Below are 25,254 nucleotides of genomic sequence, written 5' to 3'. Positions count from 1 at the left end.
ATTTCTAAAAATTACTAATTGATAAATTGGTAGAACGTGCTACTATAGGAATGAAGAGGTAGAAAGTTAGTAGGGAGGCTATTTGATGAAATCAATCAACTTGCAAGATACGTTCTTGAACCAACTACGTAAAAACAGTGTTTTTGTAACTGTATTTCTATTAAACGGATTTCAGTTAAAAGGGACTGTGAAATCATATGATAATTTTACAGTTCTATTATTGGATGCTGATAATAAGCAGCACCTGATTTACAAGCACGCTATTTCTACATTCGTTCCAGCAAAACCAATAGAATTTTTAGAGACAGAAGCATAAAAAGATTGTTAAACAGTTAGTGTACTCCACACTGGCTGTTTTTTTTGCTTCAGGCTATAATGATAAAGGAAATAGATATTTGGAGGACGAGTTTGATGAAATCAATGGAAACAACACAATTATTAGAACTATTAGATGCAAATGAAGACCTATATATTATTGATGTTCGTGAAGAGGATGAAGTAGCACACGGCATGATTCCTGGCGCTCAGCATATCGCTCTTGGGACAATCCCAGAACGTCTAGAGGAATTAGATGAAACAAAGCCATATATTATCGTTTGTAAGGCTGGTGGCCGTTCAGCTAATGCTTGTTCTTATTTAGAAGCACAAGGATTTGATGTGACAAACCTAGAAGGTGGCATGTTAGCTTACGATGGCGAATTAGAATTTAAATAATGACATAATGAAAAAAGAAAGAGTGTATACTCTTTCTTTTTTCATGTGCTTATTTTTGGAGTGAGTCCATGATGAGGCTAAAGTTTTTTTCAAAGTTCATGTACGGGTTCACATTTTTTTGCCCCCGAACCTTTGAAGCATAACTGGCAAAATTTAAACCAGCACCGTATATTTGTAAAGCGCCATTCGCCAGGTCTCCCTTTTTTAGAAGCTCAATGCCATCCTGTAAGAAATTTTCACTCTCATCGAAGTGACATTCCGCCATGTATTTATCTCCACTATAATATAATTTCAAATTTTCTATAATGACATACGCCGTTCCTTCACTGATGAAAGCATCAACATTCATTAATAACTGATTAATCGGTTTTACTAACTGCGCATATTGACTATCATAGTTTTCACAAGTCTCTGCAATAGCGTTTCTTAATTCTCTTGCGTGCACTCTAACTCCTCCTTAAAGAAAATTTTATCCTTACCTAATGAAGTAATTAGTGATTCATTTTCCCTTTATCTATAAAACATACTCTTTAATTTTCTGAAATATGTTACAATTATATCGGTGAAGGAGGGATTTGTATGTTTCGTTCAATAGCACCCCCAACAATGTCTTTACAGTAGAATCTACTGGTAAGGCATACAATAACAGTTTGCTCATTTTCAATAGATTCTACTGTGTAGGTTAATACTTATACGTAGAAAGTAGGAATTGTAATGAGCGGAAAATTAGCGTTTGTATTATCCATGATTATTTTTGGCGCAGTTGGTGTTTTTGCCAAGTATATACCTTTATCTTCAAGTGAAATCGCTTTTTGGATGAGCTTAATTGGTGCTTGTTTTTTGATAGTGATTTTTATTTATAAAAAGGAAAGCTTTACGAAAAGAAGTATTCTCAAAAATAAGTGGAAATTAGTACTTTCTAGTGTTGCCTTATGTGGGAATTGGATTTTTTTATTTCAGGCTTATAAAGAAACAACAATTGCTAATGCTGCACTTAGTTATTATGTTGCACCAGTACTCGTTATCTGTTTATCTCCAATTATCTTAAAGGAGAAGCTAGTTGGCAGAAAAATGATGTATGTCTGTGTAGCCCTTATCGGACTTTATTTGATTGTCCAAAGTCAAGGCACTGGGGACAGTAAACAATTTATTGGCATTGTCTACGGTCTTATCGCCGCATGCTTTTACACAGCTCTAACATTTACAAATAAATGTATAGGTAACATAAAAGAACCGGGAAATACATTAATTCAACTAGCTTTAGCAGCATTTTTCCTTTGTTTTTATATACTTGGGACAACAGGATTTCAGGTCATGACAATCAGTTTTAAGTCAGTCTTACTATTAATAGTATTAGGTATTGTCCATGCAGGAGTTGGATTTTTATTGTTCTTTTGGGGCATGTCAAAGCTGAAAGGGCAAAGTATAGCCATCCTTAGCTATATAGATCCACTGACATCATTAGTCATTTCAACGATGTTTATTGGAGAAAAAATGACGCTACTACAACTAATAGGAGCGATACTATTATTAGGGTCAACATTGCTAAGTGAGCTAGAAAAAAATAGGTAGCCGAAGAAATGATACAAGTAACGCATTCAAATATTGACAGAAAAAATACTCTGTCGTAGATTAAAAGTAGTTTAATATAAGCATTAGGTGCCCATTAAGGGAGAATAGGGAATAAAGTGAAAAACTTTAGCGGACCCGCCACTGTAAAAGGGAGTTTAATAGTGAAGACCACTAGCTCATTGCTGGGAAGGTACTATGAAATGTTGAACTTAAGCCAGGAGACCTGCCTATTTGCTTTAAGAATATAGATGATGGAAAAGTCTGTAGTTTATTTGTCATGACAATAAACTACAGGCTTTTATTTTGTCTTCATGAAGAACGAGAGGAGAAATGACAATGCAATTATTACATGACACGATTCAAAACATTCAAGGCGCTGATAAAAATAGTAGGGAGCAAGCAAGAAAACGAATAGATATTCTTTGTAAGCCTCCAGGAAGCTTAGGGAAATTGGAGTCCATTGCTGTGCAACTATCTGGAATTACAGGCCAGTTATATCCGATGATTGATAAAAAGGTGATGATTGTCTGTGCAGCAGATCATGGAGTTTGTGAAGAAGGCGTGACGCTGAATCCTCAAGAGGTTACTTTATTTCAAACATTGAATTTTCCGAAGGGAGGTACAGGTGTTTGTGCAATTGCAAGTGTGACCAATACCAAAGTTGTAACGGTAGATGTTGGAGTTAAGGAGGATATCCCTCTCAATGCGGACGTAATCATCCAAAAGGTGAAATATGGAACAGGTAATATAGCACAGGGCCCTGCTATGTCTAGAGAGGAGGCTATTCAATCCATAGAAGTGGGGATTCGTGTGGCAACAGACGAAATTACAAAAGGGGCCAACCTACTTGGAACAGGTGAGATGGGCATTGGTAATACAACGCCGAGCACAGCAATCTTAGCTGTTTTGACTGGCTATGACCCTATTCAAATAACCGGGTTTGGAGCAGGTGTTGGTCAAGGAGGAATTGCTCATAAAGCAGCGGTCATTGAAAAAGCAATTATGCTTAACCAACCAAATCCTAACGATATCATTGATGTACTAGCTAAAGTTGGAGGGCTAGAGATTGGGGCTATGGCTGGTATTATACTTGCTGCCGCAAGTCACCGAAAACCTGTTGTGATTGATGGTTTTATTTCGACTATTGCTGCGCTTATAGCTTATCAAATTGAACCGAAAGTAAAGGACTTTATCATAGCTTCTCATGCTTCGGAGGAACCCGGAGCTAAAATAGCCGCTGAATTGTTGGGAGTGGAACCGATGCTGCATATGAATATGCGGTTAGGAGAAGGTTCAGGTGCAGCCCTAGCCTTTCCTCTATTAGATGCTGCTTGCTCAATGATGAAAAATATGGTGACGCTGGAAGAAGCAACGAATCTTTTGGCTAAATAGTTACTGAAAAACAAATAAGCGCAAATAGTTAAAGAGCTATTTGCGCTTATTCGTTTTTTTTTATCAATGATAGACTCTATGCCCGATTCAACCTTCGCAAAGGTAAACGCCATTTCATCATATAGGAAAGAATACGTAATGCTGTAATTACCGCAAATAAAATATAAAGGAAGATATCTCCTGTAAAAACTTCAAATCCAATAACAAGCCCTGCGAGAGCAGCCCACACACCATAGACTTCGTCACGAAGTACAAGTGGTTTTCGTCTAGCTAATAAATCACGCACGATACCACCACCCGACCCTGTTAAGACCGCAGCTACGATGACAGCACTAATCGGCATATCCAGCTTTACGGCGTAGAGTGCGCCTTGAATAGCAAATGCTGATAAACCAATCGCATCTGTAAAATTACCCCAACGATGCCAATGTTGAATCAAATGATGTGGAAAAATAAAAAATATGGTAATTGCAGCAAGCGCAATTTGAAACATCATATCCTGTCCCCATAATGTCGTGACAGGTAGACCGATAAGTAAATTTCGAATAGCCCCTCCACCAAAAGCAGTGACAATACCGAGTATATAAACACCGAATAAATCGTATTCCTCTTCCATTGCAATAATTGCCCCAGAAATAGCAAAGGCAATTGTACCGATCATACTAAAAACTTCCCAAGCCATCCCTTTCACCCCTTCTATCAATAAATGAACCTCATTCCTAAAGTTGAAAGATCCTGTAAGTAACAAAATCTATGAATTTAATAGCCAAAATTAAACATTAAATACGCTTCTTGAAATAAGTCCGCACATTAGCTTAGCGTAAATTTCACTCAGAAACAATAGGCAAGTTTTACAGGGACCTATACAAATTGATAAGATGTTAATGAAATAAAGAAAAACATCTGTCATAAGCGTTCATTACAAGTAGACAATCAGGGAATCCTAGGATAATCGAGGTCCATTTAGATATAGAATAAAGTTTACGGAATAATATGCATGACAATTGTGAAATGGAGAAGAAAAGAATGACGTTTACATCTAATTTATCAGCATCGACGCTATCTTTAGCGGCAACAATAGAAGAAAGAGTGAGACCTTTTCATGCTAGGGTGGAGGAGATGGCGTTTTATAACCAACAAAAAGTGCTAGCGGCATTTCGTAAGCATCAAGTGAGTGATTATCATTTACACCCATCCAATGGCTATGGCTATGACGATGAGGGACGCGATAATTTAGAGCGTGTCTATGCTGAGGTGTTTGGAGCAGAGTCCGCCATTGTTCGACCGCAAATTATTTCAGGCACACATGCAATTACGCTTAGTTTATTCGGTGTGCTGCGTCCTGGTGATGAGTTGCTCTATATTTCTGGACAGCCATATGATACGTTACAATCCATTGTTGATGGTGGTGACAAAGATACAGGTTCCTTGAAAGATTATCAAATCGGTTATTCACATGTTGAGTTACTGGATAATCAAACCATTGATTGGGAAGGAGTGGAAGCGGCCATAACGGCAAAAACGAAAGTGATTGCCATTCAACGATCAAAGGGCTATGCAACGCGACCATCCTTTTCTATAGCAGAGATTGCTGATATGTGTGCAAAGATTCGTGAGCTAGCTCCACAGGCCATTATTTTTGTTGATAATTGCTATGGTGAATTTGTAGAAAAGCAAGAGCCTACAGAGATTGGTGCTGATTTAATGGCGGGCTCTCTCATTAAAAATCCAGGTGGAGGATTAGCGAAAATTGGAGGTTATATCGCAGGCCGAGCAGATTTAGTGGAGAAATGTGCGTACCGGATGACTTCACCTGGAATCGGGGCAGAAGCAGGAGCTACATTAAATACATTGGGTGATTTTTATCAAGGGTTTTTCCTAGCTCCACATGTTGTATCACAAGCATTAAAGGGCGCCATTTTTACGGCAGCTATGCTGGAGGAAATAGGGATGAATACATCTCCAAGTTACCAGGCACATCGGACAGATTTAATACAATCGGTTTCTTTCCAAACCGCACAGCAAATGATTGACTTTTGTCGGGAAATACAAGCCAACTCGCCAATAAATGCTCATTACGCACCAGAACCAGCCTATATGCCAGGCTACGAGGATGATGTCATTATGGCAGCGGGGACATTTATCCAAGGCTCCAGCATAGAGCTAACAGCAGATGGGCCGATACGACCTCCCTTTACAGCCTTTATACAGGGTGGGCTAACTTATGAACATGTAAAATTTGCAATTTGTAGTGCGGTACAAGCTATTCAAAAATAGAGATGAGGAAATGGACAAACCGTAAATTTGAATAGTTTTTTACAATTTTCTCTCGGATTGAAAAAAATAGCGCCAACCATGTTAGGAAACCTGACATGGTTGGTTGACAGTGAAAAAATTTCGTTATATGATAAGCGGGTATTGGAGGAGGACTTAAATGAGTCGTGAAATTAGACGAACTATGCCGTTATTATCAATGAGTATTGTAATGCAATTAACTGAGCTCTCGGCACGACAAATTCGTTATTATGAAGAACACCATTTAATTGAGCCGCACCGAACAGAAGGCAACCGTCGAATGTTTTCATTAAATGATGTCGACACATTGCTTGAAATTAAAGACTACTTAGAACAGGGTATGAATATGGCGAAGATTAAAAAGATATTTGCTAAAAGGAAAAATCCTGTTTCTACAATTGAAGAACAAGATTTAAGTGATTCTGAATTACGTCAAATTATGCGCGAAGAAATGCGTCAAGCACAGCGCATGCAAAAATCATCCATCCGACGAGGGGATTTATCTCGATTCTATTAAAAATAGGGTAGGGTAAACATAAAAGCTAGACAAATTATAGGAGTGTGGAAAACTGTGGGTAAATTCACAAAAGAGGACATTAAACGTCTCATCGAAGAAAAGAATGTAAGCTTTATTCGTTTACAATTTACAGATATTCTTGGCACAATCAAAAACGTTGAGATTCCTGTAAGTCAATTAGACAAAGCACTAGAAAATAAAATGATGTTTGATGGCTCATCTATTGAAGGCTTCGTTCGAATCGAAGAATCAGATATGTATTTATATCCTGATCTTGATACTTTCGTGGTATTCCCTTGGACTTCTGAAAAAGGGAAAGTGGCACGTCTTATCTGTGATGTTTACACTGCGAAAGGCGAACCGTTTGCTGGTGACCCACGAAATAACCTAAAACGTATTCTTAAAAAAATGGAAGATATGGGCTTCTCAAGCTTCAATTTAGGGCCAGAGCCTGAATTTTTCTTATTCAAATTAGATGCAAAAGGAGAACCAACTTTAGAAGTAAATGACCATGGTGGTTATTTCGATTTAGCTCCAACAGATCTTGGTGAAAACTGCCGTCGTGATATCGTATTAGAGCTAGAAGAAATGGGCTTTGAAATTGAAGCCTCTCACCATGAGGTTGCTCCTGGACAACATGAAATCGACTTTAAATATGCAGACGCTGTTACAGCTTGTGATAACATCCAAACATTTAAATTAGTCGTGAAAACAATCGCTCGTAAACACGGTTTACACGCTACATTTATGCCAAAGCCATTATTTGGTGAAGCTGGTTCTGGTATGCACTTTAACGTGTCACTATTTAAAGGTAAAGAAAATGCATTTTATGATGAATCTACGGAATTAGGACTATCAAATACAGCTATGCAATTTATGGCTGGTGTCCTTGCACACGTACAAGGTTTCACGGCTGTTACAAATCCAACAGTTAACTCTTATAAACGTCTAGTACCTGGTTATGAAGCGCCATGTTATGTAGCATGGTCAGCACAAAACCGTTCACCACTCATTCGTATTCCATCAGCACGTGGTCTGTCAACTCGTGTAGAAGTACGTTCAGTGGACCCATCCGCAAACCCATACTTAGCGATGGCTGTTATTTTAGAGGCAGGTCTAGAAGGTATTCGTCAAAACTTGACACCACCAGCAGCTATTAACCGTAATATCTATGTGATGTCGGAAGAAGAGCGCCAAGCGAATGGTATTGAAAACCTACCAGCAGCACTTGACGATGCTTTAACATTACTGGCTAAAGATAAAGTAGCGCAAGCAGCTTTAGGTGAGCATATTTATGCTAACTTTAAAGAAGCAAAAGAAATCGAGTTCGATATGTATCGTACAACTGTACATCAGTGGGAACGCGATCAATATTTAAAAATGTATTAATAACGAATAAAACCGAGTACCTCTAAGAGAGGCTACTCGGTTTTTTTGTTTGAAATAATGAACGGGTATTACTCGCCCCCCTCATTATTTATTAATAGCCCATATGTTTATGGGGATGATGCGGCATATGACAAGGGTTAGGTGGCATACCGCACATTGTATGTGTTTCACAGCATTCATTAACAACTGACTCTGTGCATGGGAAATAGTATTGGTGATCAATCATATGTTTGTTCACTGTTGTGACATGTGCTGGTTGTACATGTGGAACAACTGTATGGATATAATTTGTGCGAACATATTGCTCTGGTGGTAAAAATTGTGGTGGATCAAATTGCATGGGCATTGTTTGTGGCGGACAGCAGTGTGGACCTTTTGCCGGATGGCGTCTTCGTTGAAACATGTTATAACCTCCTGTTTTGATAAGTTGTCGTTCATTATTAAGATATGAGATAGACGTCAATAGGGACTATTTATTTGCCTATTATTGAATAGGTAAATCTAACAAGTCACTGGAATGGTAGAACATCTAATGTAGAATTGCCTTCACATTAGGTGAAAAAAGGAACTACAAATCGCATTTTTCACATTCTATTGTTGTCAAAATAGTAGTAAATCGATCTAGTGTTTAAACAATAGTCCTCTGCATCTTGCGATAATTGTGTCGAAATTTTTACAAATAATCAACAAACCTAATGCTTCCAAACTATAGATGATTGAGTTGGAAGCTAAATTAACAATAAAATTATTAAAAAAGTATATTTTTTGAAAAAATAGATATTGTCAAGCAAACAGTCATACAGTATACTCTTTAATTGATAATGATTATCGTTATTGATTATAATTTAGGAGGAAATGTATGTCGAAATTATCACTACGTAACAAAAATATTTTTATTCTTTTTGCATTAGTATCAATCTTCTCTCTCTTGATGGTTGGATGTGGAGATAAAGCATCAAACACTAGTAGTAGTTCGCAAGAAACTGATAAAGCTGAAGAAGGTAATACAGAGTCTTCTAGCCGTGAAATTACCCACGCTATGGGTACTACGACAATTGAAGGAACACCTACAAAAATCGTTACGCTATACCAAGGGGCTACTGATGTTGCAGTAGCAATGGGCATTAAGCCAGTAGGAGCAGTAGAATCTTGGGCAGAAGCACCTTTTTATAATTATTTGAAAAAAGATTTAGATGGTGTTGCAGTCGTGGGACAAGAAACACAACCAAATCTTGAGGAAATTGCAAAGCTTAAACCAGATCTAATCATTGCATCGAAAGTTCGTCATGAGGAAATTTATGATCAGTTATCACAAATTGCTCCAACCGTTGCTCATGAAACGGTATTTGATTTCAAAGGTACAGCAGAAATGATGGGTCAAGCAATGAATGAGGAAGAAAAGGTTAAAGAGTTATTTGGAGATTGGGATACGCGAGTTGCTGATTTCCAAACAAAAATGAAAGAGAAGCTTGGCGATAAATGGCCATTCCATGTTGCGGTTGTCAATTTCAGAGCAGACCATGCACGTATTTATGTAACTGGATATGCAGGTTCTATATTGTCAGAGCTTGGCTTCCAAGGTCCTAAAAATTTAACTGATGACTCATTGGAGATCGTCAAACTAACAGATAAAGAAAGTATTGCGCAAATGAATGCCGATGTCATTTATATGTTTATGGAAAATGATGACGCTGTGAAAAAGAATTATGAAGAGTGGACAAATCATCCTCTATGGAAAGAGCTCGATGCTGTGAAGGCAAATCAAGTTTACCAAGTAGATGAAATCAATTGGAATCTAGCTGGCGGATTGATTAGTGCTAATTTAATGCTAGATGATATTTATGACAAATTTGAATTAGATAAATAGAGAAAGTGATTAGGGCTGTTTAAAGTGTTAGAGAATGCTTGAGAGACAGCCCTCTCCTTGTAGTGTTTCGCCTATAAAAACCTACAACTTTTCTCAAAAGATAAAATGTGGTTCAAGAAAGTTGGCGCAAAATGAGAATTTTTCTTTCTACTACCTCGATGAAACAAATAGGGTTGTTCATCAGTTGTTTGGTCCTATTGCTGACGTTTATGTTCAGCATAACTATTGGTCAAACATCTATTCCCTTCTCGTCAATCTATGATGCCATTTTTCATTATGATGCTGCTAATAAGGAGCATGTCATTATTCGAACATCTAGATTTACAAGAGCTGTGATCGCTACAGTAGTTGGCGCAAGCCTTGCTATCTCGGGAGCATTGATGCGGGCATTAACAAGAAACCCTTTAGCAGCTCCTGATATTTTAGGTATTAATGCAGGGGCAATATTTTTTATTGTCAGTGCCATTACTCTTTTTTCTGTTAATTCTTTAATGAGTTATATGTGGATTGCCTTTTTAGGTGCTGGTGCAGCGGGAGCTATGGTGTTTTTCCTTGGATCATTAGGAAGAGATGGTTTAACACCGATTAAAATAGTACTAGCTGGTGCAGCGATTACAGCTCTATTTGTCTCGTTTACGCAGGGGCTTTTAGTAATTGATGAACAAGGTTTACAAAGTGTACTATTTTGGCTAGCGGGGTCAGTATCAGGTCGTAGCATAGACATGCTCATACCTGTCCTACCATTTATTTTAGGGGGCACGATCATAGCAATAGGTATGGGTCGTTCTATAAATATTTTACAATCAGGTGATGATATTGCAAAAGGATTGGGACAACGAACAATGGTGACGAAACTCACACTTGGCATCATCATAATTATTCTTGCAGGTAGCTCAGTTGCTGTAGCAGGTTCGATTGGCTTTATTGGTTTAATTGTCCCTCATATAGCGATTCATCTTGTTGGTATGGATTATCGTTGGATTATACCGTACAGTGCGGTATTAGGAGCCATACTGCTGTTGCTTGCAGATATAGCAGCAAGATACGTAATTATGCCATTAGAAATGCCAATTGGTGTAATGACTGCATTAATTGGTGCTCCTTTCTTTATTTATATTGCACGAAAGGGGTTAGCTAAAAATGTCTAATTATAGGACGATTCGAACGAAATCCGATCGCATATCTTTTCAAATCGCCAAAAAGACTTGTTGGATTATACTACTGTTAAGCTTATTATTAGTCATCATAACGATTATTGGTTTATCTGCGGGTAGCGATTTTATTCATCCTGTCACCGTAGTGAAGGAATTATTAGGCTACGGAAACGGAGAGTACGATTTTGTCTTACATACATTAAGGCTTCCGCGTATTTTAATGGCCTTATTAGTTGGTGCTGCGCTAGGAGTTGCTGGTTTAATTTTACAAGGAATCATAGGCAACCCTTTAGCTGCTCCAGATATTATTGGTGTAACGAGTGGGGCGTCCATGGGTGCGATTATTTTTATCGTGTATTTTATGGGGTCAGTGGGCATTCAATTTTTACCGTTAGCTGCCATTTTAGGTGCGGCTATTATCTCCTTTATCATTTACCTGCTGTCATGGAGAAAAGGTGTCACACCTATACGTATGGTGCTTATTGGAATTGGGATTTCCGCGTTAGCAAAGGCAGTGGTAACTATGCTGTTGGTGATCAGCGAGGTAGCCGCAACAACGAAGGCCTATCTATGGCTGACAGGTAGTTTGTATGGGGCAAATATGACAGATGTCTACTTGCTTTTACCATGGGTTACTCTCTTATTACCTCTAACATTTGTTTTAGCGAGAACCGTCAATGTGAAGGAATTAGGAGATGACATTGCGATAGGGCTGGGCGTAAAAGTTCAAGTGTACCGTTTGCTCTTTTTACTTATTAGTGTAATGCTAGCTGGTTCTGCAGTTGCTTTTGCTGGTGGAATTGCCTTTGTTGGATTAGTAGCCCCACATATGAGTAGATTGCTAGTAGGGCGTTCTTTTGCAGGATTAATACCTGTTACGGCTATAATTGGTGGCATTATTGTCATTGTAGCTGACATTGTTGCACGTACAGCCTTTTTACCAAAGGATTTACCAACAGGTGTCTTTACGGCTGCAATTGGAGCACCATTCTTTATATATTTACTATTTAGAACGCGCAATCAATAATGCCCAATGATAAATGAGTTAAAAGCGTGAGAGAAGAGGGTGAAGGGATTTTGAAAAACGTCTTAGAAGTACAAAATCTAGATGTTAGCTATGGTGAAAATCTTATTTTAGAAGATTTGAATCTTCAAATACCAAAAGGGAAAATTACGGTACTAGTAGGTGCCAATGGCTGTGGAAAATCTACGCTCCTTAGAACGTTTGCCCGACTGCAAAAACCAAGGTCAGGTGAAATTTTCTTAGAAAATCATCCACTAGACGCCATTTCAACTAAAGAGGTGGCAAAACGGTTAGCCATTCTTCCACAGGGACCTGTTGCACCAGAAGGATTAACTGTCCAACAATTGATTAAACAAGGTCGTTACCCTCATCAGAGCTGGTTAAAGCAATGGTCTACAGAGGATGAAACTATTGTGAACAATGCTCTTGAGGTGACACAGATGACCGAATTTGCGGATCGCCCAGTAGATGCATTATCAGGTGGACAGCGTCAGCGTGTGTGGATTGCTATGACATTGGCTCAAAAAACGGATCTTATTTTACTAGATGAACCTACAACCTATTTAGATATGGCTCATCAAGTAGAAATTTTAGATTTACTATTTGATTTGAATGAACATGAAGGCCGTACAGTTGTTATGGTATTACACGATTTAAACTTAGCCTGTCGTTATGCTCATCATATTGTAGCTGTGCGAAATAAACGGGTATACGCACAAGGAAAGCCAGAGGAAGTGGTGACACCTGAGATGGTACAAGCGGTCTTTCGGATGGACTGTACCATAATGAGAGACCCTCTATTTGGAACGCCATTATGTGTTCCGCATGGTAAGGGACGAACAGTTCAGATGGAAGCATTTGAGGAGGTAGCGGCCACTTGAGCAACAAATTGTCAGCTGAAGAAATACCCATACTATTAAGCGATTATCGATTGACGTTTGAGCCCGCGATAGACGCTACTTACTCCATAAGAGCGGAAAATTTATTGGACTCTGAACTGGCCCTAGTCTATTTACAAACAATCGCACCTTTTTTTCAATCGGCCTCTTTATTAGTGACAGCATCGTTATTTGGAAAGCGTTATAGTGTCTTGACGATGGCTTCAGCATTCTATGCCATGTCGAGATACGATAAAGGGCTACACGTTGCTATTGATAATATTTGGGTGGAAGCAGAAGGACATGCGAAGCCATGGCTACCTAACGTTCGGTTCATAGATCATACGGTGTCTGTGCCAACAATTGATCGTAAATCATGGCGTGACGAGGTGCTGAAAGGGATTTTTGCGGACAATCTAGCAAAAGTGTGGCAGTCATTAATGAAAGTAAGTAAAATCCCAAAAACAATCTTATGGGAAAATACAGCTATTTATGTCAATTGGCTATATGAAACGAAAATAAGAGAAGGGGCCAATGAGCAAGAAATTACTCGCCTACAAGAGGATTATGCCTATATTGTACATGAGGCACCAGGTGCTCTCTTTGGCGAGAAGAAAAATCCTCTGACTAAATATTGTGGACCTAAAGTGACAATAAAGGAATCTGAGCAACCTATCCGCTTAAGAAAAACATGTTGTTTCTATTACCATACATCTGATGAAGCAAATGACTTTTGTATCTCCTGTCCTAAAATCAAAAGACTCGTCTAACCTCATAAAGTTTACAAATTCCTCAAAGTGAATAAATGTGATGTTTATTCACTTTTTCTTACTTTAAAAATTTCTGTTTGTTATCTTATATAATTGTTATACTTGATTGAAGCATTTGTTGCCTGTATAAAAATTCAGAAAAATGTGAGATTGAACCAATGGCTTTATAGCGTTTAAAATAGTTTTATAACACAGTAATGTTATAAAAACATGAATGATGTGAGTATTTTTCTGTTTAAAACTCAAAACTCTATTGTTTTTATAATAGTACTATAACAGGTTATGAGGGGAGGCTTTGAATGAACACAACATATAGAGCTTATAGAATAGTAGATTGAGAAATAGATCAAGTTGCAATTTCATGATTAATAGAAATGAGGTTTTAATCAAAAAATGAAAAAATATGCTGTTTCTACATATGTTTATTTTATCATCCCTTCTTTAATTGGTATTTTTCTATTTATGACACCTGTCTTAACAGAAGAAGGCTGGAAGGTACCAATTGCAATTTTAGCAAATGTTTTAGCAACTATTATTGCTCCTATTATTAGTTATTTTACAATTTTTATGTTTGCTATTTCAGCAATTGGCGCACTTATGGCTAAATTTATTCCTCGTAAAAACGTAAAAGAGCCAAGTATTTTAGATACATTGTTTTATGTTAATTGGTTTTGGACGATTACCCGCTGTATCGGCTTAGTTTTTGCTTCAATGGTTGTCTTTAACTTTGGTCCTTTTGCCATCAACAACGAAAATACTGGTGGACTACTGATGGATCCTAATGATGGTCTTGTCACATTTTTATTTACCATCTTCTTGTTTGCTGGATTCCTCTTGCCGTTTTTGACTAATTTCGGGCTTCTTGAATTTTTCGGTACAATGATGGTGAGAATTATGCGACCCCTATTTAAAAGTCCGGGCCGTTCTTCCATTGATGCCCTTACATCATGGGTCGGTGATGGAACGATTGGTGTTTTAATGACTAGTAAACAATATGAAATGGGGAACTATACCAAAAAAGAAGCAGCTATTATTGCAACAAGCTTCTCGGTAGTATCTATTACATTTTGTATCGTAGTATTGGATACGGTTCATTTGGCACGCTATTTTATTCCATACTATTTAACAGTTGTCTTTTGTGGAATTGTACTAGCGATTATTATGCCCCGTATCTATCCACTTGCACAGAAAGAAGATACATATATAGATGGTACGTCTGTAGACTATTCACGTGAGGAATTACCAGAGGGCTATAATTTAGTCTCACATGGCTTAGAAAATGCACTTGCTGTTGCCCATGACAATCGTGACCCACGCAAATTTATTAAAGATGGATTTAGAAATGTTATTGATTTATGGGTTGGTGTTGCACCTATCGTAATGGCTTTTGGTACGATTGCCCTAATGCTTGCCGAATTTACGAGTATCTTTGTGATTTTAGGCAAACCCTTTGAGCCTATTTTAACAGTACTTGGCTTACCAGAGGCGGCACAAGCAGCACAAACAATGGTTGTGGGCTTTGCAGATATGTTCCTGCCTTCTATTTTAGGTGCAGGGATTGAATCTGATACCACTAGATTTGTCATAGCAGTGGTTTCTGTCACGCAGTTAATTTATATGTCTGAGGTGGGTGGACTTATTTTAGGTACGAAAATTCCATTGAAATTTTTCGATTTAGTGGTGATATTTATATTACGTACACTTATCTCACTTCCAATTGCTGCATTAGTGGGTCACCTTTTATTCTAATCAAAATGCCAAGTCCTAGATGGACTTGGCATTTTTCATGGAATTTATAGCATAGGATTTCTTTACTCGCTTCCATAAAACAAGCATATAGACAAATAGCACTAAAATAATAAGATAACCACTAAGCGTAGGGCTCTCTACATTTCCCATAAAGTTAAAGAAATTATTGAATCCGTGGAAAAGAATGGTAATAATAATCGATTGCCCATCTAAAATAAGTAAAGAAAGAACAAGGCCCACTAAAAGGGCATAGATGATTTGAATAATAGTATCTTCAAGCGATTGCCCACCAAGTAATTGTAAAGCATGTGTAATGCCAAACAATAAACTAGAAATGAATACCGCTGTAAATGCACCCTTGGCAAGAAGCATTCGCAGCATAAGGCCCCTAAATATGGTCTCTTCTATAAATGCCACAATAAGCACTTGCATTAAAAACATAAAAATAAGATCGCTAATCGATGTGAGATTTAATCCTTTAGTACTTACAAGGATGATTCCTAAAACAAAAAGTAGCGGTAAAATCATTAATAAATGATTCTTTTGAATAGGATGAAAGAAATACATTTGCCAGTTTTTTTTCAGGGCAATATAAATGAAGAGTCCCAATGCTAGTGGAACTAACATAGCAAACTGTAACAAAGGGCTTGATGGTTCTTTAATAGAAACAAAAGCTCCGTTACCAACATAGAAAAGTATGATAAGAAACTCTAAGCCAATTATTTTGGCAATCACTTTTTGTTTCATTCTGTTCATTTCCTCCTAATCATGCTAGCAGTAATTAATAGGAAGACACTTAAAAAGAGAGTGCTTCTGAAAAAAAATAGGGAAATACATTCTAAAATGATGTTAAAATCCACAACACGTAATAAATGTACTCGTCGTAATTAATGAACTATTATCCATTGTATCAAATTTTTTCCTCAATTTTGGATTGACTTTTTTTGGTGAGATTTGCCGATTAAATATGCACTAAAGGGGAGAAAGGAAATAATTTTTATGAACAACATACAGACGACAAAACTAGCTAGAAAAAGTGAAATAACTTGTAGAGAAGTGGTAGGGAGTAATGCACTATAGGGAGCTAGATATTCTTGAATAAGCCAGTGAATTAAAAAGATACCAAAGGAATAACGACTTATGGTATGGATGAAGGACAGCTTAGGTAAAATTTGGGCAAATGTTAAAATAAAAATCGTCATCGCTAACACAAATAGAATCATATCGATTCTTCGTGATGTAATTTGCTGATCGCCCAAATAATAATTTAAATAGATAATGACTGTTGCAAGTATAACCGATAAAACGGTAAAAAATTTATATTTAAGGAGATAATATGTGAATCTTTCATAATGACGACCCATGAAATAGGCAAATACAAAATAAGGAAGCCAGCCTACGAAGAGCAGTCGTATAAAATGATCGTTATTTACGAAATAATCTATATTTAATTTTGCTAGTGTCATATAGAAAACCCCTAGTAAGAACATTATGGGAGCAAACCATATACAGGATAGATTATATTTTTTTACCATAAAAAATAGAATATAGAGCTGAAAAATCGTCATGACAAACCACCCAGAAAAATCCCCCAAAATAATGTGACGATACAGGGCATACCAAAAATTTTCATGATAATGAAAGGCTGCATTAGCCGCATATAAAATACCAGCAGCTACAAACGGCATGACGATAAACTGAAATCGATGCCATAAAAAATGGGAAGGCAGCTGATGTTGATAGCGATTAGCTAATATTAAAATGGATAATAAAATGAAAATGGGTGTGGCGGCACATAGCACAAGTCTAAAAAATTGATAGAAAGGTTGATCAATAAAGCCATTAATAATTTCAATATTTGTCGTCGCGTGCAATAGCACAATACTTAAGCAAGCAATAGCTCTCAATGCGTTCCACTCGTACACCATCTCAATCACCCTCGATTTCAGTAAATTGGCGGGCATCTCCTGCCAGGATGCAACCTTACTAACTATATGAATTTGGCATTATGGTTACAACCGGTCTGTCTTTCACTCGAAAATAGTTTAGTTCGCAAATTATTATTAAAAATACCTAGTAAACTTGTCAAAAGCTCCATTTTTGCATATGTGTTACATAACCTCCCTGCATATACTGGTTCAAGAGGGGGGGAGGTGAGCTTTTATGAGAATTAACTGGAAGGTTCGTCTTCAACATATACCATTTTTATTAGGTCTATTTTCATTGTTACTCTTACTCGCACAACAAGTAGGAGCGATTTTCGGCTTTGATTTGACAGCTGCAATAAGTGAGCAAATTGCAGCTATTTTAAATACAGTTCTATCTATTCTTGTATTAATGGGTGTCATAGTAGACCCAACGACAAAAGGTACAAGTGATAGTGAAAAGGCATTAATGTATAGGAGACCACGATAAAGTATTCAAAAAGTGTAATTTTACAATAAGGATAAATATGTTATAATGTTAGAAAATTGATACAGTGGGGAGGATGATTGAATGTCCCTTGAAATGGAACGAAGAGTGGCTAAACTTGAGGAGGAAATGGCAGAGTTACGTCAGGAGTTAAGTGAATTAAGGCGAATTCAAAGCAATGAGAAAATAAATACTCTTGATGCAAGACAGTCAATGATCGAGCAATCGGTTCCAATAAAACCAAAACCAACACCAAAACCAACAGTGGAGTCGAAGACTACCCCAGTCAAAACAGCACAAAAAGAGGTGCAACCACAGCCATCGATGGAGGAACGTGTTATGTGGGCACTTCCAAAAGTATTCATGGTTATTTTAGTTATGGGGGTACTTTGGGGTCTCAAACTTGTTAGTGACTATGGTTATTTATCGAATGGCGTGAAAATCATCCTTGCCTATTCATTATCGGTAGGATTGGCGATTATCGCTTATATTCTGGAACGTAGAAAAGTAGGCTCTCCCGCTATTACCGTCTCATTATATGGCGGAGCATTTATTGTTGGTATTTTAACGACTGCAGCTAGTGCCATTTTATACGAGATCATCCATCTCACACCAGCGCTTGGTATTACGATTCTTTATATTGGCTATGGTATTGCAATAAGTTACTTAAAGAAAAATGAGGCATTAACTATTTTTGTTGCTTTTACCTCATTATTACTACCTTATTTATTAGAATATATGGACTTTAGTGCCATCATTATTTTACTATTTGTTATCGTTTTATTTGCCATGCTGCAATTGGTTGTCCAACAGCACAAGCAGAAGCTTGCCCTTTATATTTCAGCCTTTTTCTCAGTGGTGGCAATAGGTGTTGTTGCATTTATGAATCATGATAAGCAAGTTGTCTTTGCTTTTGGTTTACTTGCTATACTAGCCATCTTTTATGCAAGCTGGTGTCGATTATTTCATGCACAATCTAAATGGAGAGCTCTTCATATTGGCCTCCAATTTTCGTTAGGGTCATTTAGTTTATTGCTGATGAACCTGATCATACGCTCACTAGAATATGGGGAAGCAGTGCTACTTGTTTTGTTTGGTTTATTCATAGCATTATCGTTTTATAGTCATCGTCAAAAATGGCAGGAAGTATTTGATAGTGCTATAACACTCGCATTTATGACCGTATGTAATACGGTACTTATCATGAATATACCTGATAAAGTGGATGATTTACTATATCCATTGATCGCATTTGCAGGTGTAATGATGAGCTTACGATTACGGGCCAGTATGATGAAGGTAGTCACATCATTTTTCCTTGTGATGACATTGTTGCTAAACTTTATTTTCCATGAACCAACACCATTTATGAGCTTTAATCATGTAAGCCTGTTCATGCCGATTATTTATCTTGTAGTCATTTACTTGTATACTAGACGCCCAAAAGAAACGTTATCACCTTTTGAGAAAGTCATGAAGGATGTATATGCTATTGATATTTTAGCAGTAATCACCACAGGCTACTTCTTAGCTTATATGAGCAAACTAGATACAGCCTATTTTGCGGCAACAAATGGCATTCAGTATTTGATGTGTATGGCACTAGCTGCTTTGTTTGCAGGAACTCTGCTCGTGTCAGAGAAATTCAAAGGGCGTGTTCTAACGCCTGTGCTGGGAGCATTCTTTATCGTATTTTCTTTGATGGTCAGCGCAAAGCCTTCTATGTTGGACAGCTTAAGTATGATGACCAGATTAGTTTATATAGCAGTAATAGTGGCGATTATTGTGGACGTTCTAGTAAAGGGCCGTATTTATCGGCTATATGCAGAACGAATGGGGAAATATGTAGACGCTATTGTTAGCTCAGGTGTCGTACTCACAATGATCTCGATATGGGGGCTCGTTCATCAATTTACGTATAGTCATCTACTTGATTGGAAACTAAGTATAGCTCTTACAACGATTACATTATTTCTAACCGCGAGTATTTCGTTATGGCTTAGTTCCACGCAACAATTAAAAACGCTTCGCACTACAGGCTTTGTTATCTTAGTCATTGCGTTTATCAAGCTGATTTTCTTCGACCTATCAGCACTTGATTTATTAATTAGAGCTGTTCTATTTATAACAATTGGTGGCATTGGCATGCTGTTATCAGGTAGGTTACTGAGGAAATAAATAAAAGAGATTCCAATGATTTTTGGAATCTCTTTTATCTTGTGCTAAACTGATAATACTCTTACTCTACTCCTTCTTTCTTCTTATCGTACTTTAAATCCTTTGTGAAAATATTCCTCAAATACATCACATATTATCTATGTCCCTTGTTCTGAATAACATTGGTTACGTGTATTACCGAGCAAAACTACAATAATTATATGAATAGGCGCATCATACGGATTGTATGGGCGCCTATTGGTTTAGGAGGACATAAATTTGGAAATGGCTTATACAATTATCATTTTTTTATTTGGTCTAGTTTTTGGCTCTTTTTATAATGTAGTTGGCTTTCGTGTACCGCGGAAGGAGTCTCTTGTACTTCCTTCCTCCCATTGTACAAACTGTCAGAGACCATTGACGGTTCTTGATTTAGTGCCAGTATTGTCTTATCTGTTTATAAGAGGAAAATGTCGGGGCTGTGGCTTTAAAATCTCGTCAGTATATCCAGCGATAGAATTGTTGACTGGAGGATTATTCGCCCTTGCTTATTTGAAGCTAAACTGGAGCATGGAATTCATAGTAGCTTTATCGTTCATCTCATTGTTAGTCATTATAGTTGTTTCAGATTTTACTTATCTGTTAATTCCAGATAAGATTCTTTTATTCTTTTTGCCTATATTGGTCATTGGACGTGTACTATCACCTTTAACACCTTGGTGGGACAGCCTATTGGGTTCACTCGTTGGTTTTGGCATATTATATAGTATTGCGGTTTTATCGAAAGGTGGAATGGGAGGAGGGGATATTAAATTATTCTTTTTAATTGGTCTTGTTCTCGGTACTATTCATACGCTGTTGACTTTATTTTTAGCTGCTATCATTGGTATGATAGTCGGAATAGTTGTCTTATTAAAGCGTAAACAGGGAAGAAAAACACCTATTCCCTTTGGCCCATCAATTGCATTAGCCGCTAATATTGTTTATTTCTATGGAGATTCGTTCATCAAGTGGTACTTAGGTTTTTGGTAAGTATTTAATCTTCAATTTTGTGGAGGGGAATCAAGTGAAGCCGATTATTGGAATTACAGCTTTTGTAGAAGATGATTTATCAGCTCATTTAAATGCTGCTTACAGCAAAAGTATTATTGAGGCGGGCGGTATCCCCCTCATTATTCCGTTAGGGGTTGAGGAAGATGCTGCACAAATTTTAGCCCTTACGGATGGCTTATTGCTATCGGGAGGCTATGATGTACATCCTTTTTTATTTGGAGTGGACCCTTCACCAAAGTTAGGTAAAATTCATCCAGCTAGAGATGCCGTAGAATTAGCATTAATTGAGGCTGCATTTTTACGAAAAATGCCTATTTTCGGTATTTGTCGGGGTATCCAAATATTAAATGTTGCATTAGGCGGGACGTTATATCAGGACATTGATAGTGACCATTATAGTACAAAGCTTATTAAACATATGCAACAGGCCGGTAGATCAGTAGCAACGCATTATGTACAAATTATTGCGGAGAATTTATTAGCCACTATTCTGGAACAAGAGAAAATTGCCGTCAATTCTTTTCATCATCAATCAGTGAATGTACTAGCGGAGAATTTAAAAGTTGCAGCGAAATCAAGTGATGGCATTATTGAAGCAGTGGTACATGAGGAATTACCATTCTGCTTGGCTGTCCAGTGGCACCCAGAGGAATTAGCTATAGCAGGAGATCCGCATGCACAAAAGCTATTTGCAGCGTTTATTGAAGCGAGCATAAAATTTAAAAAAGAGGCTTAAAAGGCCGTTGTCAAAAGAATCCAATAGTTTATGGATTCTTTTTTTGCGTAAAAAAGAGGATTTATGCTCAGTGAAGGAACACAATCCTCAAACCCTCATTTAATTAATGTACACGGCGATACAGACCAACAACTTGTCCCAAAATGGATACTTGATCGACGATAATCGGTTCCATTGATGAATTTTCAGGCTGTAAACGGAAATGGTTTTTTTCCTTAAAGAATCGTTTTACAGTAGCTTCATCTTCAGCTGTCATGGCTACAACAATGTCTCCATTATTAGCCGTTGATTTTTGCTTCACAATCACTAAATCACCATCTAAAATTCCTGCTTCAATCATCGATTCACCCATAATTTCTAGCATGAATAACTGATCCTCACTCGTGCCATATGTATCAGGCAGTGGGAAATACTCTTCAATATTTTCGATAGCTGTAATAGGAGAACCTGCTGTAACCTTCCCTACAAGTGGTACATGGATGACGTGTTGCTTTTGGATGGATTCTTCAGGTTCAAGAATTTCAATAGCACGTGGTTTTGTTGGATCTCGACGAATAAAACCCTTTTGTTCTAATCGAGCCAAATGACCATGAACAGTTGAACTTGAAGCAAGTCCAACAGCTTCCCCGATTTCACGGACTGATGGCGGATACCCTTTAGCTCGTACCTCGTCTTTAATGAACGCTAAAATGTCCTCTTGTCTTTTCGATACTTTTTTCATGATTGCTCACCTCTTTTTTCTAATATCATTCTTCTTATTTGATAGTATAACAGAATGCGAACACGTATGCAAACATAGGTTCGAAAAGTGTTTGACAAAAACGTTTGTTCGCTTTATTATGAGAACATATATTCCGAACAAACATTCTAGAAAAGAGGTTATAATGATGAAATGGTTAAAGAAAAATACACATATCACTATATTATTAGGTGCTTGTTTACTCTTCGCAAGTTACCTTTACATCACTGATCCGGGGGATGTTAATTACGCTGAAATTCAAATTGAACATGGGGATAGCTTGTGGTCGTTAGCCGAACAATACCGTGGTAAAATGAGTAAAGAAGATTGGATTAAACTTGTCAAATCAGAAAATGAGTTAGCAGATATTAAAATCGTGGCGGGTAAATCTCTAGTCATTCCAGTTTTGAGTGATCAAGCCAGTCCCATCAAAACCATTGAAATTGCGAGAAACGAACAATGAAAAATAATCAAATGACGGCTGTTGTCTATTGCCGGGTAAGTACTGAAAAAGAAACGCAAAGCTCCTCGTTAGAGCGCCAACAAGAAGAATTAGTGCGCTGTGCTAAAGAGCAAGGCTATGAAGTAAAGGGTGTTTTTAAAGATAAGCATAGCGGTTATGATGTTGAACGCGAAGGCTTACTTGAAATGCTTGATTTTATAAAAGAGAAGGAAGTAAAAGCTCTTTTTGTACAAGATGAAACTCGTTTAGGCCGTGGAAATGCCAGGATGGCAGTATTGCATTTATTACAAAAATCAGCAACAGATGTTTATTCGATTCGTGATGCAGGACCAGTTCAATTAAACGAAATGGATACGATGCTACTAGAGATTTTAGCAATTGTAGAAGAGTATCAACGTAGAATCCATAATGCGAAAATCCGCAGAGGTATGCGACGTGCTGTGGAAAATGGCTATCGCCCTGAAAATAACCTATCCAATCGTGGGAATCCGCATGGTCAGGAACGGAAGGAACTCCCTGTTGATGAAATCGTGAAGCTACGTAATCGTGGTTTTACCTTTGAGGAAATTTCCATTACTCTTAGAGGATTAGGCTTTGAGGTAAGTAAGGCAACCGTACATCGCCGATTCCAAGAGCATCAAGAAAAATTAGCAGGCAAATAATATAGCCTGCTAATTTTTTTAATACAAGCTTTCGATAATAACATTTTGGGGTAGTTGAAAAGGGTTATCTTTATTAATTCGATCATAAAACATAATACCATTTAAATGATCAATTTCATGTTGTACAACGATAGATTCATAGCCTTTTAAAGACAAAATAAATTCCTGTCCATCAATAGTATAGGCTTTTACTTTAATTCGTTCATATCTTGGTACAAAACCGTGAACTGGTCGATTAACAGACAGACACCCTTCTCCCTCAGGCAAATAGATCATATTTAAAGAATGGCTCATTACTTTTGGGTTAATGAACATCATTTCGTGTTTTTGGTCATGATCTTCAAAAAGGACAGCAAACATTCTTTTATCTACGCCAATTTGATTTGCAGAGAGGCCACTACCAGGACGTAGCTTATACTTTTTTGTTAAAATCGGATCTTGGCTGTTTTTTAAATATTGAAGCATAGAAAATAATATATGTCGGTCCTCTAAGGGAACTGGTATGGCAACCTCTTGTGTTTGTTTACGTAATAGGACCGAGTGTTCTTTTACAAAATCTTTCATAGTAATCATGTAATCAGGATGAAATTTTGCCATCGAAAAATACCTCCTCCGTATTCAGAAGTTTTTTCAAGCTAATTTGTATGGTCGGATCATCCATTATTGACCAAGTGCCTAATACCATTTACAGGAACTTCTTCCATTTCCACGAGCTTAGTAGTTTAGTGTTTAATGTTCTTCTAACCTCCTAACAAATTGTCCCACTCTTCACGTAAGACTGCGTAATAGTATTCGTCCCACCATTCATCCCCATATGGTATACATTTTTTAAAAAAACCTTCACGTCTCATTCCTATTTTTTCCATAACTTTATAAGAAGCGATATTTTCGGGCTGACACGTTGCAATAATTCTATGAAGTTTCTTTTCATTAAATCCATAGTCTAATACAGCATGTGCAGCTTCAGAAGCAAAGCCTTGATTTTGGTAAGCTGGATTTAGTACCCAACCGATTTCATATGTATGATCACCGAAACAAGGATGGAAAACAATATGACCAATCACTTGCTTGCAATTATTTGAAACAATAGCAAAATGTTTTGCTTTGTCGCTGCTATTTTCTTTAATAAATTTCTTTGCCTGATCTTCAGTGAAAACACCTTCAGGCATATAATGCATCACTTTTTCATCTGAAGTATAGCTATAAACAGCTTCCCAGTCCTGTTCTTGAAATGTTCGAATGAGTAATCGCTTAGTTGTCACGTTCACATGTATATCCTCCAATATATAGTTAAATTTTTCCTTCCATATAATACTTATACACTTCAAACATCTGGAAGTCATGTATTTTTTTATTTCAACAGCTTGAATAAGGGTTGGTATAACTGCATTTAATGGGAAACCGTGCTATACTTTGCATACCGAAGTCAATAAGATAGGTACTGAAAGGTGTGTAACTATGTTATCAAAAGAAAAAATTAACCGTATAAATGAACTTTCTGCTAAAGCAAAAAATGGTCAACTAACGGATGAAGAGGCAAAGGAGCGAACAGCGCTTCGTAAAGAATACTTGGATACATTTAGAGCAACGATGCGTGATACGATTGAAAACGTAAAAGTGGTTGATGCAGAAGGAAATGATGTCACGCCAGAGAAGGTAAGACAAGCGAAAAAAAATAAATTTCTAAATTAATGTGACACAATTTAATAAA

Annotated in this window: 28 protein-coding genes and 1 riboswitch; of the genes, 20 read left to right on the top strand and 8 right to left on the bottom strand. The window is 37.3% G+C overall.

Annotated elements, in window-relative coordinates:
* Window positions 1-85 precede the first annotated feature (85 nt).
* Both hfq and AC3CH7_RS04540 read left to right on the top strand, forming a co-directional pair.
* Window positions 86-316 (top strand): RNA chaperone Hfq, encoded by a 231-nt coding sequence (gene hfq, locus AC3CH7_RS04545; protein ID WP_031419061.1) that lies wholly within the window; start codon window positions 86-88, stop codon window positions 314-316.
* Window positions 317-411: 95 nt separating this feature from the next.
* Complete coding sequence (locus tag AC3CH7_RS04540; protein WP_025114024.1) at window positions 412-714, top strand: rhodanese-like domain-containing protein; 303 nt, start codon at window positions 412-414, stop codon at window positions 712-714.
* A gap of 49 nt (window positions 715-763) precedes the next feature.
* Here AC3CH7_RS04540 and AC3CH7_RS04535 read toward each other — a convergent pair whose 3' ends face one another.
* Window positions 764-1,159: a hypothetical protein gene (locus AC3CH7_RS04535; protein ID WP_012293363.1), complete on the bottom strand. Its 396-nt coding sequence runs from the start codon at window positions 1,157-1,159 to the stop codon at window positions 764-766.
* 269 nt (window positions 1,160-1,428) lie between these two features.
* On the opposite strand from AC3CH7_RS04535, the gene AC3CH7_RS04530 reads away from it, so the two are divergent.
* Both AC3CH7_RS04530 and cobT read left to right on the top strand, forming a co-directional pair.
* On the top strand, window positions 1,429-2,286 hold the full coding sequence (locus AC3CH7_RS04530; protein ID WP_031419062.1) for a DMT family transporter: 858 nt from the start codon (window positions 1,429-1,431) through the stop codon (window positions 2,284-2,286).
* A gap of 68 nt (window positions 2,287-2,354) precedes the next feature.
* Window positions 2,355-2,531: riboswitch (cobalamin riboswitch) on the top strand.
* Window positions 2,532-2,622: 91 nt separating this feature from the next.
* Window positions 2,623-3,678, top strand: coding sequence for a nicotinate-nucleotide--dimethylbenzimidazole phosphoribosyltransferase (gene cobT, locus AC3CH7_RS04525; protein WP_488381596.1), 1,056 nt, complete (start codon window positions 2,623-2,625; stop codon window positions 3,676-3,678).
* A 76-nt stretch (window positions 3,679-3,754) separates the two neighbouring features.
* On the opposite strand, the gene AC3CH7_RS04520 is transcribed toward cobT, so the two are convergent.
* Window positions 3,755-4,360 (bottom strand): trimeric intracellular cation channel family protein, encoded by a 606-nt coding sequence (locus AC3CH7_RS04520; RefSeq protein ID WP_031419064.1) that lies wholly within the window; start codon window positions 4,358-4,360, stop codon window positions 3,755-3,757.
* A gap of 344 nt (window positions 4,361-4,704) precedes the next feature.
* Between AC3CH7_RS04520 and AC3CH7_RS04515 the strand changes: the two genes are divergently transcribed.
* The 3 genes from AC3CH7_RS04515 to glnA all read left to right on the top strand — a co-directional run bounded on the left by AC3CH7_RS04515 (window position 4,705) and on the right by glnA (window position 7,879).
* Window positions 4,705-5,955: a methionine gamma-lyase family protein gene (locus tag AC3CH7_RS04515; RefSeq protein WP_031419065.1), complete on the top strand. Its 1,251-nt coding sequence runs from the start codon at window positions 4,705-4,707 to the stop codon at window positions 5,953-5,955.
* Window positions 5,956-6,112: 157 nt separating this feature from the next.
* Complete coding sequence (locus tag AC3CH7_RS04510; RefSeq protein WP_031419066.1) at window positions 6,113-6,490, top strand: MerR family transcriptional regulator; 378 nt, start codon at window positions 6,113-6,115, stop codon at window positions 6,488-6,490.
* 54 nt (window positions 6,491-6,544) lie between these two features.
* Window positions 6,545-7,879: a type I glutamate--ammonia ligase gene (glnA, locus tag AC3CH7_RS04505; RefSeq protein WP_031419067.1), complete on the top strand. Its 1,335-nt coding sequence runs from the start codon at window positions 6,545-6,547 to the stop codon at window positions 7,877-7,879.
* Between the two features lie 91 nt (window positions 7,880-7,970).
* On the opposite strand, the gene AC3CH7_RS04500 is transcribed toward glnA, so the two are convergent.
* Entirely contained in the window at window positions 7,971-8,282 is a 312-nt protein-coding gene (locus AC3CH7_RS04500) for a CotD family spore coat protein (RefSeq protein WP_025114030.1), read from the bottom strand.
* Window positions 8,283-8,738: 456 nt separating this feature from the next.
* Between AC3CH7_RS04500 and AC3CH7_RS04495 the strand changes: the two genes are divergently transcribed.
* The 6 genes from AC3CH7_RS04495 (at window position 8,739) to AC3CH7_RS04470 (ending at window position 15,321) form a co-directional block, all read left to right on the top strand.
* Window positions 8,739-9,746, top strand: a complete 1,008-nt coding sequence (locus tag AC3CH7_RS04495; RefSeq protein ID WP_031419069.1) for an ABC transporter substrate-binding protein — start codon at window positions 8,739-8,741, stop codon at window positions 9,744-9,746.
* 131 nt (window positions 9,747-9,877) lie between these two features.
* Entirely contained in the window at window positions 9,878-10,894 is a 1,017-nt protein-coding gene (locus AC3CH7_RS04490) for a FecCD family ABC transporter permease (RefSeq protein ID WP_036160992.1), read from the top strand.
* Window positions 10,887-11,927 carry a FecCD family ABC transporter permease gene (locus tag AC3CH7_RS04485; RefSeq protein ID WP_012293373.1) on the top strand — a complete coding sequence of 347 codons (1,041 nt, stop codon included), beginning with the start codon at window positions 10,887-10,889 and terminating at the stop codon, window positions 11,925-11,927. Before AC3CH7_RS04490 ends, AC3CH7_RS04485 begins: the two co-directional genes overlap by 8 nt.
* A 50-nt stretch (window positions 11,928-11,977) precedes the next feature.
* Window positions 11,978-12,805 (top strand): ABC transporter ATP-binding protein, encoded by an 828-nt coding sequence (locus tag AC3CH7_RS04480; RefSeq protein WP_031419071.1) that lies wholly within the window; start codon window positions 11,978-11,980, stop codon window positions 12,803-12,805.
* Window positions 12,802-13,572 carry an IucA/IucC family C-terminal-domain containing protein gene (locus AC3CH7_RS04475; protein ID WP_031419072.1) on the top strand — a complete coding sequence of 257 codons (771 nt, stop codon included), beginning with the start codon at window positions 12,802-12,804 and terminating at the stop codon, window positions 13,570-13,572. The genes AC3CH7_RS04480 and AC3CH7_RS04475 overlap by 4 nt, the downstream gene beginning before the upstream one ends.
* 393 nt (window positions 13,573-13,965) lie before the next feature.
* A complete protein-coding gene (locus AC3CH7_RS04470) occupies window positions 13,966-15,321 on the top strand; it encodes a YjiH family protein (protein WP_488381595.1) in 1,356 nt (451 codons plus the stop codon).
* Between the two features lie 15 nt (window positions 15,322-15,336).
* On the opposite strand, the gene AC3CH7_RS04465 is transcribed toward AC3CH7_RS04470, so the two are convergent.
* The gene (locus tag AC3CH7_RS04465; RefSeq protein ID WP_099805070.1) at window positions 15,337-16,068 is read right to left on the bottom strand and encodes a CPBP family intramembrane glutamic endopeptidase; all 732 of its coding nucleotides are present in this window, start codon (window positions 16,066-16,068) and stop codon (window positions 15,337-15,339) included.
* A 176-nt stretch (window positions 16,069-16,244) separates the two neighbouring features.
* Window positions 16,245-17,249, bottom strand: coding sequence for an acyltransferase family protein (locus tag AC3CH7_RS04460; protein ID WP_416277473.1), 1,005 nt, complete (start codon window positions 17,247-17,249; stop codon window positions 16,245-16,247).
* Between the two features lie 235 nt (window positions 17,250-17,484).
* Here AC3CH7_RS04460 and AC3CH7_RS04455 point away from each other — a divergent pair, with 235 nt between their 5' ends.
* From AC3CH7_RS04455 to AC3CH7_RS04440, 4 genes are all read left to right on the top strand, one after another.
* Complete coding sequence (locus AC3CH7_RS04455; RefSeq protein WP_012293379.1) at window positions 17,485-17,736, top strand: phage holin; 252 nt, start codon at window positions 17,485-17,487, stop codon at window positions 17,734-17,736.
* A gap of 81 nt (window positions 17,737-17,817) precedes the next feature.
* Window positions 17,818-19,911, top strand: coding sequence for a DUF2339 domain-containing protein (locus AC3CH7_RS04450; protein WP_488381594.1), 2,094 nt, complete (start codon window positions 17,818-17,820; stop codon window positions 19,909-19,911).
* Window positions 19,912-20,169: 258 nt separating this feature from the next.
* On the top strand, window positions 20,170-20,922 hold the full coding sequence (locus AC3CH7_RS04445) for a prepilin peptidase (protein ID WP_031419077.1): 753 nt from the start codon (window positions 20,170-20,172) through the stop codon (window positions 20,920-20,922).
* 34 nt (window positions 20,923-20,956) lie between these two features.
* Window positions 20,957-21,679 carry a gamma-glutamyl-gamma-aminobutyrate hydrolase family protein gene (locus AC3CH7_RS04440; RefSeq protein WP_031419078.1) on the top strand — a complete coding sequence of 241 codons (723 nt, stop codon included), beginning with the start codon at window positions 20,957-20,959 and terminating at the stop codon, window positions 21,677-21,679.
* Between the two features lie 103 nt (window positions 21,680-21,782).
* Here the strand turns inward: AC3CH7_RS04440 and lexA are convergent, their stop codons facing one another.
* Window positions 21,783-22,400: a transcriptional repressor LexA gene (gene lexA / locus AC3CH7_RS04435; protein WP_031419079.1), complete on the bottom strand. Its 618-nt coding sequence runs from the start codon at window positions 22,398-22,400 to the stop codon at window positions 21,783-21,785.
* Between the two features lie 166 nt (window positions 22,401-22,566).
* On the opposite strand from lexA, the gene yneA reads away from it, so the two are divergent.
* Together yneA and AC3CH7_RS04425 are read left to right on the top strand one after the other, a co-directional pair.
* The gene (gene yneA / locus AC3CH7_RS04430) at window positions 22,567-22,881 is read left to right on the top strand and encodes a cell division suppressor protein YneA (protein ID WP_031419080.1); all 315 of its coding nucleotides are present in this window, start codon (window positions 22,567-22,569) and stop codon (window positions 22,879-22,881) included.
* The gene (locus AC3CH7_RS04425; protein WP_488381593.1) at window positions 22,878-23,543 is read left to right on the top strand and encodes a YneB family resolvase-like protein; all 666 of its coding nucleotides are present in this window, start codon (window positions 22,878-22,880) and stop codon (window positions 23,541-23,543) included. The genes yneA and AC3CH7_RS04425 overlap by 4 nt, the downstream gene beginning before the upstream one ends.
* Before the next feature lie 18 nt (window positions 23,544-23,561).
* Here the strand turns inward: AC3CH7_RS04425 and def are convergent, their stop codons facing one another.
* Both def and AC3CH7_RS04415 read right to left on the bottom strand, forming a co-directional pair.
* A complete protein-coding gene (gene def, locus AC3CH7_RS04420; protein WP_197223868.1) occupies window positions 23,562-24,140 on the bottom strand; it encodes a peptide deformylase in 579 nt (192 codons plus the stop codon).
* A gap of 143 nt (window positions 24,141-24,283) precedes the next feature.
* Window positions 24,284-24,811: a GNAT family N-acetyltransferase gene (locus tag AC3CH7_RS04415; RefSeq protein ID WP_031419083.1), complete on the bottom strand. Its 528-nt coding sequence runs from the start codon at window positions 24,809-24,811 to the stop codon at window positions 24,284-24,286.
* A 190-nt stretch (window positions 24,812-25,001) separates the two neighbouring features.
* On the opposite strand from AC3CH7_RS04415, the gene AC3CH7_RS04410 reads away from it, so the two are divergent.
* Window positions 25,002-25,235 carry a DUF896 domain-containing protein gene (locus AC3CH7_RS04410; RefSeq protein ID WP_012293388.1) on the top strand — a complete coding sequence of 78 codons (234 nt, stop codon included), beginning with the start codon at window positions 25,002-25,004 and terminating at the stop codon, window positions 25,233-25,235.
* Window positions 25,236-25,254: the final 19 nt, after the last annotated feature.

It is taken from the genome of Lysinibacillus sp. F12 (assembly GCF_057773605.1).
Note: the sequence above shows the minus strand (reverse complement) of the source record. Positions and strands in the feature narration are given on the sequence as shown.